Source organism: Mycobacterium sp. TH-M103 (assembly GCF_057473785.1).
Genome location: NZ_JBYCLG010000361.1, coordinates 1 through 9,728, shown reverse-complemented (window position 1 = coordinate 9,728; position 9,728 = coordinate 1). Strand labels below are relative to the sequence as shown.

Below are 9,728 nucleotides of genomic sequence, written 5' to 3'. Positions count from 1 at the left end.
GGCTTCACCACCACCGAGTCCGAGGTCGTGGTGTCGCATCCGCTGCGCCGCCGGGTGGTGATGCTGCTGATGCTGGTCGGCAACATCGGCTTCGTCGCGGCCGCGAGTTCGCTGATCCTCGGTTTCCGGGGCGGCGCCACGGGGGCCTCGTGGATGCGGGTCATCGAGCTGGCCGCGGGATTGATCGTGCTGGTGCTTTTGTCCCGCAGTCCCCGGGTGAACCGCTGGCTGACCGGGCTGATCGGCCGGGCGCTGCACCGCTGGACCGACCTGGCGGGCCGCGACTCGACGGTGCTGGCCGAGCTCGGCGGCGGATACGTGGTCAGCGAGCTGGCGATCGCCGCGGACGACTGGGTGACCGGGCGCACACTCGAGGAACTCGGGTTACCGGACGAGGGCCTGCTGGTGCTGCGGATCAACCGGAAGGGCGGCGACGACGTGGCGTGTCCGGTCCCGGGCAGCCGGCTGGCGAGCGGCGACGTGGTGGTGCTCTACGGCCACACCGACGCGATCACCGATCTCGACCACCGCGGCATCGCCGACGGCGACGAATCCCACGCCCGTGCGGTGGACCGACACGCGGTCCGCGGCGGCGCTCGCGGGTGACGCCGGCTTACCGGTGGCCCGGCAGGGCTTGCAGATCGCCCTCGATGCCCTGCAGATCGCCTTGAATGCCTTGCAGTTTGCCCTCGATGGCCTGCAGGTCGGACAGCGCCTTGTCCAGGCCCGGTTGCGTCTCGCCCAAGCTTGCGGGATGGAACTGCGGGCAGTAGGAGACGATCGCGCCGGCGGTGACTGCGGTGCTCTGGTCGGCGTCCCAGATCGACGATCGCTGCACGAAGCGGACGGCGTCGGCGAAGTCGGGTCGGTTCTTCAGGAATTCGCAGACGGCATGCCCCTGGGTGGCGACGTAGTCGCGTCCGGGAACGGGCACGCCTTGCTGCTGCAGCGCGTCGGTGAGCGCCTTGTCGGCGATGCCGGACGTCGAGGCGGGAGCCTTCGTCGGCATGGCCGGGGCGGGTGGCGCCGTCCGCGGCGTGGTCTCGGCCGGCTCCGCCGCCGGCGGTGCTTCGCGGCCCGCGAGGATCACCACCACCGCGGCCACGACCGCCAGCAGAGACAGCGGCAACACCGCCAGGGGACCGAAGCGGCGCAGCGCGCTCTTGCGGCGCCGCCCGACCGGGCCGGCAGGTGCGATGACGCCGCCCGGCGCCGCCGGGAGGTGGCCCAGGCGTTCGTCGAGCAGTTCGTCGACCCGCTGGGTCGACGGTTGACCGCCCTGTTCGCGAATCGACCGGCGCCCCAGGGCAAGGAGCCGCAATTCGGAGTCGATCGTCTCGCGATCGCGCATGTCAGTCAGTCTGCGGGGGCGGCGGGGTTGTCACAAGTCCTCGTACTCAGACCGGCGCCCAGGTGGCCCAGGCCTCGCCGAAATCCAGGGTCGCCGCGGACGGGCGGGCGGTGCCGATGATTTCGCGGAAGTGGTCTTGCCAGCCCCACCAGAGGCAGATGATGAAGACGTATTGGTACCAGCTGAGCTGGTAGCCGTCGGGTATGGCCTCGCCCTTGTTCTCCGGCGCGAACACGGCGATCGCCAGCAGGCCGATCACCACCGACGCCGGGAGCTCGATCTTGCCCTCCCGCCAGATGTGCACTCCCCGCGGCCGTGGTCCGTCCGGGGTCAGTTCGAAGCCGTTGGGCAGCTCTTCCACGTGGCCGTGGCTCCATCGGTGAGCGCCGTACAAGACGTCGGCGATGTCGGGACGGCCGTCCGGCAGGTCCGACCGCACCGGTATGGGAAAGCGGCTCTGGTCGAAGTCGATGCCGGGTGCCGCCATCGCGCCGAAGATGTCGAGCGAGTCACGTACCGTACGTTTGAACCTGGCTGCCAGCCCCTGCTGCGGATATCGCCGCGCCGCGGTCTCGGCGAGAGCGTTGCAGGCGTGGTTCATCGCCGAATCCCATTCACGCCTTTCCCAATGGTCCAGCGAGCGCCTCACCGAGTCCCCGACTTCCACACGTTGAAGGTTAGCTGGACAACGCCCGGATATGGACCCTTTGTCGATCAGGACCCGCTGTCGATGAGGGCGAGCGCCCGCTCGAACAGGTGGACCGTGGCCGCGTGGAGCTGGTCGCCGACCTGCTTCTCGGCTTTGCCCGCACACGCCCGGGCCAGGGTGCCCTCGATCACGATGCCCAACTTGAAGCAGGCCAGCACGGTGTACCAGGTGATGTGCGACAGGTCGCGAGTCGTGTTGGCGGCGTACCGGGCGAGCAGCTCGCCGGTGGCGGCCAGCCCGTCGTGACCGCCCAGCGCGTGGCTGAACACGCTGGTCCCGTCGGGCTGGCGCCAGGTGGCCAGCAGCCAGCCCAGGTCCAGCAGCGGGTCGCCGATCGTGCACATCTCCCAGTCGACGATGGCGACGACGTCGGGTCCGGTGCGGGAGAACATCACGTTGGCGGCGTGGTAGTCGCCGTGCATGATGCCGGGCGTCCAGCTCGCCGGCCGGTGGCCGTCCAGCCACGCCGAGACCCGGTCGACCCCCGGGATCTGCGGCCCCGGGTAGTTCTCGTACTGCTGGTAGGACTCCAGCTCCGAAAGCCAGCGCGGCACCTGCCGTTCCAGGAAGCCGTCGGGCTTGCCGAAGTCGGCGAGGCCGACGGCGACGTGGTCGACGGCGCCCAGCCTGGCCAGCGCCTCGGCCATCGACAGTCCCATCCCGTGCCGCACGCCGGCGTCACCGGCATGCAGCGGCGGCAGCCCCTCGCCGGCGTTGAACCCGTCGACCGGGTCCATCAGGTAGAAGACCGCGTCGCCGAGGACGCCGGGGTCGTCGCACGTGGCGATCAGGCGCGGGTGCGGGACGTCGGACCCAGCCAGTGCCGCGAGGACTTTCGTCTCCCGCAGGATCACGGTGTTGCTGCGCGGGCGCAGGTGCCGCGGTCCGCGCCGCAGGACGTAGGGTCGGCCGGCGCGAGTGAACCGCAGCATGACGTTCTGCGTTCCACCGGTGACGGGCGAGACGTCCTCGAGGGGGCCCTCGCCCAGCCCGCGCCCCGTCATCCACTGCGCCACGGCATCGAGGTCCACAGGACTGTCCTGCGGCGTGGGTGTCATGGCGCTCCTCTGCCAACCTGTGGGGCCCCTGGGAAAGAGCGTAGGCCACCGGCGCCGGACGCCCCGGCCCCGCGGCGGCTGGAACAATAGTGCGTAGAACTAACTTACTTGCGGGCTGGGAAGGGAACTGGCGATGGCGCGTACCGACAACGATTCCTGGGACATCACCCAAAGCGTGGGAGCCACCGCGCTCGGTGTCGCCGCGGCCCGCGCCGCGGAGACCGAAAGCGACAACCCGCTCATCAACGACCCGTTCGCGCGCGTGTTCGTCGACGCCGCCGGCGAGGGCATGTGGAGCATCTACGCCGACCCCAAGCTGTTGGCCAAGGCCGTCGAGCTCGAGCCCGAAGTGCGGACGCGGATTCAGCTGATGATCGACTTCATGGCTACGCGGACAGCGTTTTTCGACCAGTTCTTCCTCGCCGCCGCCGACGCCGGCGTCCGGCAGGTGGTGATCCTGGCGGCCGGCCTCGACGCGCGCACCTGGCGGCTGCCGTGGCCCGCCGGGACGGTGGTCTACGAACTGGACCAGCCCAAGGTGCTCGAGTTCAAGTCCGACACCCTGCGCGGCCACGGCGCCCGCCCGGCGGCGGAGTTGGTGAACGTGCCGGTGGACCTGCGCCAGGACTGGCCGAAGGCGCTGCGCGAGGCGGGATTCGACCCGTCGCAGCCGAGCGTGTGGTCGGCCGAGGGGCTGGTCCGTTACCTGTCGGCCCAGGCCCAGGATCTGCTGTTCGAGCGGATCCACGAGCTCAGTGCCCCGGGCAGTTGGCTGGCCTCAAACGTGCCCGGCGAGGGGTTCACCGACCCGGAACTGGTGCGGCGCCAGCGTGCGGACATGCAGCGCATGCGCGCCGCGGCCGCCAGGCTGGTCAACGCCGAGATCACCGACTTCGACGAACTGTGGTACCCGGAGGAGCGCACCGCCGTCGACCGCTGGCTGCGCGAGCACGGCTGGGACACCTCGGCGCAGACCTTCCCGGAGCTGATGGCCCGGTACGGGCGCAGCATCCCGCGGGGCGCCGAGGACTCGATGCCGCCAACGCTTTTCGTGTCGGCGCAGCGCCGGGCGGGCTGAGGGGCCCTTCTGGCTAACTCGCCGGGCGTCCCGGCGAGGTTTAGACATACGTCGAACGGGTATTGGTGGGCGTACGGAAATCGATCTCTCGAGCACAGTGGAGGTCCCCATGCGCGGTCGCGGAATCATCGGCGCGGTTGTCCTGGTGTGGCTGGTCATCGGAGTGATCGCGACATGGCAGCGCGGTTACTTCACGGGCGGGTCGACCAGCTGTGTCACGGCGGGCAACGTCGCGCTGACGGTTCTGGCGGGGCCGTTGAACTACGCGGGCGTCGATCCGAAGGTCAAGGACTGCCGCATACCGCAACCCAGTTCGATGCCGGCGACCCCGGTGTCCTAACCCTCAACCGAAGGAAGTCGAAATGATCGTCTTAGGTGTGGTGCTGCTGATTCTCGGGTTCGTGTTCAAGATTTCTCTGTTGTGGACGCTCGGCATCGTCGCGCTGGTGATCGGTGCCGTGCTGTGGATCATGGGCTCGGTGGGCCGCCCCGTCGCGGGCCGGCGTTACTGGTACTAGACATTCACCGAACAAGATCGCGTGACCGCTTCGCGGTCACGCGATTTTGTTTCACAGCCCGCGCATAGCAACGCCTTAGCGGCGGCTCAGGCGGCCGCGCATACTGGAACTCGTGACGCAGCCCAGGGCCTCGGTAGAGCGGGTCGTCATGTGCCGCGCCGACGGCAACCCGATCAACGTGCTGGTCGTCGACGACGAGGCCGTCCTCGCCGAGATGGTGGCGATGGCACTGCGATACGAGGGTTGGAGCATCGCCACCGCCGGAGACGGGACCTCGGCCATGGCGGCCGCGCGCGCCCAGCGTCCGGACGTGGTCGTCCTCGACGTGATGCTGCCCGACATGAGCGGGCTGGACGTGCTGCGCAAACTGCGCGAGGAGAATCCGCAGCTGCCGGTGCTGCTGCTGACCGCCAAGGACGCGGTGGAAGACCGCATCGCGGGGTTGACCGCGGGCGGCGACGACTACGTCACCAAACCGTTCAGCATCGAAGAGGTGGTGCTGCGGCTGCGGGCGCTGCTGCGGCGGACCGGGGTGACCACCCTTGACAGTGGCGCCCAACTGGTGGTCGGTGACCTGGTGCTGGACGAGGACAGCCACGAGGTCACCCGCGCCGGCGAGCCGATCGCCTTGACCTCCACCGAGTTCGAGCTGCTGCGCTTCATGATGCGCAACTCCAGGCGCGTGCTGAGCAAGGCGCAGATTCTCGACCGGGTGTGGAGCTACGACTTCGGCGGCCGCTCCAACATCGTGGAGCTCTACATCTCCTACCTGCGCAAGAAGATCGACAACGGTCGTGAGCCCATGATCCACACGCTGCGCGGGGCGGGCTATGTCCTCAAGCCGGCCCGCTAGCAGCGGGTCGCGACCGTCGGCCAACCCGCGGCGGGTGTGGTCGCTGCGGCTGCGGCTGCTGGTCGGGCAGGTCGTGGTGCTCGCCGTGGTGTGCATCGGGATCACCGCCGCGACCGAGCTGTCGCTGCTGCGCCACCTCGTGACCCAGCTCGACGGGCAGCTCGCCGGGACCTCCTACCGCTCGGCGCTGATGTATCCCGAACGGAACCACCCCGGCGGGAAGTGGATGCACCGCTATTGGCGGCCCGGGCCCGGGCCCATGTTCCTCGACGCCCCGGGCCAGCCCGCGGGCATGGTCGCCGCGGTGGTCAGCGATGGCAGGACGGTGGAGGCCGGCTACCTGACCTCCAGCGGCACCCGGGCCGACGTGACCCCCACCGCCCAAACGCAACTCGCGAACATCGCGGGCAGCCGCACACCGGTGACACTCGAACTCGACGGCCTCGGCCGCTACCGCGTCATCGGCGCCCCGAGCCGCAACGGCGACGACATCATCGTCACCGGCCTGTCGATGTCCAACGTCGACGCCACCATGATCCGCATGCTGGTCATCCTCGGCATCGTCACCGTGATCGCGCTCGTCGCCGCGACGACCGCCGGTGTCGTCATCATCCGGCGCGCGCTGGCACCACTGCGTCGCGTCGCCCAGACCGCGCGCGAGGTCGTCGAAACCCCGCTGGACCGCGGTGAGGTCGAGCTGCCGGTGCGGGTCCCCGAACCCGACGCCAACCCGCACACCGAGGTGGGGCAGCTGGGTTCGGCGCTCAACCGGATGCTCGACCACATCGCCGCCGCGCTGTCGGCGCGCCAGGCCAGCGAGACCCGCGTCCGCCAGTTCGTCGCCGACGCCAGCCACGAGCTGCGCACCCCGCTGGCCGCGATCCGCGGTTACACCGAACTCACGCAGCGCATGGGGGACGACCGCGAGGCGGTGGCCCACGCGATGAGCCGGGTGGCGTCGGAAACCGAGCGGATCACCCGCCTCGTCGAGGACCTGCTGCTACTGGCCCGCCTGGACTCCGGCCGTCCGCTGGAGCGCGAGCCGGTGGACCTGTCGCGGCTGGCGGTCGACGCGGTCAGCGACGCGCACGTCGCCGGGCCGGACCACAAATGGGAGCTTGACCTGCCCGAGGAACCGGTGATCGTCACCGGCGACGCGGCGCGGCTGCACCAGGTGGTCACGAACCTGCTCGCCAACGCCCGCATCCACACCGGCGCGGACACGATCGTCACGACGAGGCTGAGCACCGAACCCGGACACGCCGTGATGCAGGTGATCGACAACGGACCGGGAATTCCGGCGGCGCTTCAATCGGAGGTGTTCGAGCGGTTCGCGCGCGGTGATTCCTCCCGCTCCCGCAAGGGGGGCAGCACCGGACTGGGCCTGGCGATCGTCTCCGCGGTGGTCCGCGCGCACCACGGGACCATCACGGTGGACAGCGCACCCGGTCGCACCGAATTCACGGTGCGATTACCGCTCGGCGATTAGCTGGAGCAGGTGACGTCGATTTCGAATGGCTTGTTCACCGGCTGCATGGGGTTTGCCATGTCCACGCCCGTGGCCGTGCCGGTGATCGTGTAGCTGTTGCCCTTCTTGGTCGCCGAGGCATTGCCCTGGCCGGTGCCCGGCGTATAACCGAGCGTCACCCCGTTGACATTGCCCAGCCCGACGGATTTCACCTGGGGAGGGTTGGCGTCGGTGAGCACCGCGGCGATGCCGGTCGCCGAGCCGCCGATCGCGATGTTGACGGTGCCGCCGGTGGTGCTGCACACCGTTGTGCCGCTGACGTTTTGGTCCTTGCCGTCGATGATGACCTTGGTGCCGGCCGATCCGGTGGCGCTCGCCGGCGCGCTCGTCCCCGAGCTGGACCCGGAACCGCTGGTGGTCGACTTGTTGCTCGAACAACCGGAAATTCCCGCCGCCAGAATCGCCGCTCCGGTCACCGCGACCGTCAGTCCACGCTTCACTCGTGCTCCTTTGCCCGATGTTGACGGTCCTTCGAATTTCGGGACCGTGCGGGCAGTATGCGGGTTTGCGGGAGCAAAGACCAGGGCCGGGGGAAACTCTTTCCGTGTTCATTAGCTGCTGCACGTGACAGGCTATTGTCCGTGAATCACAAACCCCCCACCACGGTCATCGAGTCGGCGCATCGCGCACACGATCTGCCGTTCGAGGACACGACGGATTTCCGCGATGCCGACCGCGGCTTCATCGCGGCCCTGTCCCCGTGCGTCGTCAAGGCCGCCGACGGCCGCGTCGTGTGGGACAACGACGCCTACGCCTTCCTGGGCGGCCCCGCGCCGGCGACGGTGCACCCCAGCCTGTGGCGGCAGTCGACCCTGGCCGCCAAGCAGGGCCTCTACGAAGTGGTTCCGGGCATCTACCAGGTGCGCGGCCTCGACCTGTCCAACATCACCTTCGTCGAGGGCGACACCGGGATCATCGTGATCGATCCGCTGGTGTCCACCGAGGTGGCCGCCGCGGCGCTGGGACTGTACCGCGCCCACCGCGACGGCGAGCGCCCCGTGGTCGCCGTCATCTACACCCACAGCCACGTCGACCACTTCGGCGGCGTCCTGGGCGTGACCTCGCAGGCCGACGTGGACGCCGGCGCGGTGGCGGTGCTGGCCCCGGAGGGGTTCATCGAACACGCGGTGCAGGAGAACGTGTTCGCCGGACCGGCGATGACCCGGCGGGCCACCTACATGTACGGGACCCTGCTGCCCCGCGGCCCGCACGGCCAGGTGGGCTGCGGGCTGGGGCAGGCCCCGTCCACCGGTGAGGTGGCCGTCATCGTCCCGACGGTGGTCATCCGGCGGACCGGCGAGAAGCACACCCTCGACGGCGTGGAGATCGAGTTCCAGATGGCGCCCGGCACCGAGGCGCCGGCCGAGATGCATTTCTATTTCCCGCGTTTCCGCGCGCTGTGCATGGCCGAGAACGCCACCCACAACCTGCACAACCTGCTGACTCTGCGCGGCGCGCTGGTGCGCGACCCGCACGCGTGGTCGGGCTACCTCACAGAGGCGATCGACACGTTCGCCGACCGCGCCGACGTGGTGTTCGCCTCCCACCACTGGCCGACCTGGGGGCGCGAGAGCATCGTCGAGTTCCTGTCGCTGCAGCGAGACCTGTATGCCTACCTGCACGACCAGACGCTGCGGTTGCTGAACCGCGGCCACACCGGGGTGGAGATCGCCGAGATGTTCCAGATGCCGCCGGCGCTGCAGCGGGCCTGGCACACCCACGGCTACTACGGCTCGGTCAGCCACAACGTCAAGGCGGTCTACCAGCGCTACATGGGCTGGTTCGACGGCAACCCGGCCCGGCTGTGGCCACATCCCCCGGAGGCGATCGGGCCCCGCTACGTGGCCGCGATGGGCGGCATCGACCGGGTGGTCGAGCTGGCCGCGGCGGCGTTCGAGTCCGGCGACTTCCGCTGGGCGGCAACGCTGCTCGATCACGCGCTGTTCACCGACAGCGGCCACGGCCCCGCCCGTGAGCTGTACGCCGACACCCTCGAGCAGCTCGCCTACGGCGCGGAGAACGCGACCTGGCGCAACTTCTTCCTCAGCGGCGCAACCGAACTGCGCGACGGCAACTTCGGCACCGCCACCACCGCGACGTCGCTGTCGCTGCTGACGCAGCTCACCCCGGAGCAGATCTTCGACGGCCTGGCCATCCGCGTCGACGGGCCGAGCGCCTGGGGACTCGACCTCGACCTCGACGTCGAGTTCGCCGAGCCTGCGGCGAACTACCGGCTCACGCTGCGCAACGGCGTGCTGATCTATCGGAAGGGGGCCGCCGACCCGGTGACCGCTTCGGTGACCGTGAGCGTGGGCAGCAAGCTCCGGCTGCTGACCGTCGCGATGGGCGACTTCGACTCGCCCGGGCTGCGGATCTCCGGCGACCAGTCGGCGCTGCAGGCGTTTCTCGGCGTGCTCGACGAGCCCGACCCTGCCTTCAACATCGTCACGCCGTGACGTCGATGACGACCTTGCCGATCGCCTTGCGGTCGGCGACGTGCCGCAACGCGGCCGCCGTTTCGGCCAGCGGGAATCGCGCGCCGATGTAGGGCCGGACCGTGCCGGCGGCGAACAGCTGCGCCAGCTCAGCCATGTCACGTGCGGCGTCGTCGGGCCGGTCGGCCATGAAGGTGC

Annotated in this window: 12 protein-coding genes; 7 read left to right on the top strand and 5 right to left on the bottom strand. The window is 69.6% G+C overall.

Annotated features, from left to right (window positions below):
- Window positions 1-606: TrkA C-terminal domain-containing protein (locus AC2VOR_RS20010; protein ID WP_486964382.1), on the top strand; the 606-nt coding region annotated here is incomplete at its 5' end.
- 7 nt (window positions 607-613) lie between these two features.
- Here AC2VOR_RS20010 and AC2VOR_RS20005 read toward each other — a convergent pair.
- From AC2VOR_RS20005 to AC2VOR_RS19995, 3 genes are read right to left on the bottom strand one after another with little or no spacing between them, the layout of a single operon-like run.
- Window positions 614-1,351 (bottom strand): DUF732 domain-containing protein, encoded by a 738-nt coding sequence (locus AC2VOR_RS20005; RefSeq protein WP_486964381.1) that lies wholly within the window; start codon window positions 1,349-1,351, stop codon window positions 614-616.
- Between the two features lie 46 nt (window positions 1,352-1,397).
- Entirely contained in the window at window positions 1,398-2,018 is a 621-nt protein-coding gene (locus AC2VOR_RS20000; protein WP_407686153.1) for a hypothetical protein, read from the bottom strand.
- Between the two features lie 47 nt (window positions 2,019-2,065).
- A complete protein-coding gene (locus AC2VOR_RS19995) occupies window positions 2,066-3,118 on the bottom strand; it encodes a phosphotransferase family protein (RefSeq protein WP_407686154.1) in 1,053 nt (350 codons plus the stop codon).
- 133 nt (window positions 3,119-3,251) lie between these two features.
- Here AC2VOR_RS19995 and AC2VOR_RS19990 point away from each other — a divergent pair, with 133 nt between their 5' ends.
- From AC2VOR_RS19990 to AC2VOR_RS19970, 5 genes are all read left to right on the top strand, one after another.
- Complete coding sequence (locus tag AC2VOR_RS19990) at window positions 3,252-4,196, top strand: class I SAM-dependent methyltransferase (RefSeq protein WP_407686155.1); 945 nt, start codon at window positions 3,252-3,254, stop codon at window positions 4,194-4,196.
- A 97-nt stretch (window positions 4,197-4,293) separates the two neighbouring features.
- A complete protein-coding gene (locus AC2VOR_RS19985) occupies window positions 4,294-4,536 on the top strand; it encodes a hypothetical protein (RefSeq protein ID WP_407686156.1) in 243 nt (80 codons plus the stop codon).
- 22 nt (window positions 4,537-4,558) lie between these two features.
- Complete coding sequence (locus AC2VOR_RS19980) at window positions 4,559-4,714, top strand: hypothetical protein (RefSeq protein WP_407686157.1); 156 nt, start codon at window positions 4,559-4,561, stop codon at window positions 4,712-4,714.
- Window positions 4,715-4,862: 148 nt separating this feature from the next.
- Window positions 4,863-5,567 (top strand): response regulator transcription factor, encoded by a 705-nt coding sequence (locus tag AC2VOR_RS19975; protein ID WP_369741379.1) that lies wholly within the window; start codon window positions 4,863-4,865, stop codon window positions 5,565-5,567.
- Window positions 5,545-7,056 (top strand): sensor histidine kinase, encoded by a 1,512-nt coding sequence (locus tag AC2VOR_RS19970; protein ID WP_486964380.1) that lies wholly within the window; start codon window positions 5,545-5,547, stop codon window positions 7,054-7,056. The genes AC2VOR_RS19975 and AC2VOR_RS19970 overlap by 23 nt, the downstream gene beginning before the upstream one ends.
- Here AC2VOR_RS19970 and AC2VOR_RS19965 read toward each other — a convergent pair.
- The gene (locus tag AC2VOR_RS19965) at window positions 7,053-7,535 is read right to left on the bottom strand and encodes a lipoprotein LpqH (protein ID WP_486964379.1); all 483 of its coding nucleotides are present in this window, start codon (window positions 7,533-7,535) and stop codon (window positions 7,053-7,055) included. The genes AC2VOR_RS19970 and AC2VOR_RS19965 overlap by 4 nt on opposite strands.
- Before the next feature lie 135 nt (window positions 7,536-7,670).
- On the opposite strand from AC2VOR_RS19965, the gene AC2VOR_RS19960 reads away from it, so the two are divergent.
- Complete coding sequence (locus AC2VOR_RS19960) at window positions 7,671-9,551, top strand: alkyl/aryl-sulfatase (RefSeq protein ID WP_486964378.1); 1,881 nt, start codon at window positions 7,671-7,673, stop codon at window positions 9,549-9,551.
- Here the strand turns inward: AC2VOR_RS19960 and AC2VOR_RS19955 are convergent.
- The coding region (locus tag AC2VOR_RS19955; RefSeq protein WP_486964377.1) for a zinc-binding dehydrogenase at window positions 9,541-9,728 on the bottom strand (188 nt) is incomplete at its 5' end. The genes AC2VOR_RS19960 and AC2VOR_RS19955 overlap by 11 nt on opposite strands.

Coding starts and splice junctions, on each gene's coding strand:
- AC2VOR_RS20005 (WP_486964381.1), bottom strand. CDS start 1,351: ATGCGCGATCGCGAGACGATCGACTCCGAATTGCGGCTCCTTGCCCTG.
- AC2VOR_RS19995 (WP_407686154.1), bottom strand. CDS start 3,118: ATGACACCCACGCCGCAGGACAGTCCTGTGGACCTCGATGCCGTGGCG.
- AC2VOR_RS19990 (WP_407686155.1), top strand. CDS start 3,252: ATGGCGCGTACCGACAACGATTCCTGGGACATCACCCAAAGCGTGGGA.
- AC2VOR_RS19980 (WP_407686157.1), top strand. CDS start 4,559: ATGATCGTCTTAGGTGTGGTGCTGCTGATTCTCGGGTTCGTGTTCAAG.
- AC2VOR_RS19975 (WP_369741379.1), top strand. CDS start 4,863: ATGTGCCGCGCCGACGGCAACCCGATCAACGTGCTGGTCGTCGACGAC.
- AC2VOR_RS19970 (WP_486964380.1), top strand. CDS start 5,545: ATGTCCTCAAGCCGGCCCGCTAGCAGCGGGTCGCGACCGTCGGCCAAC.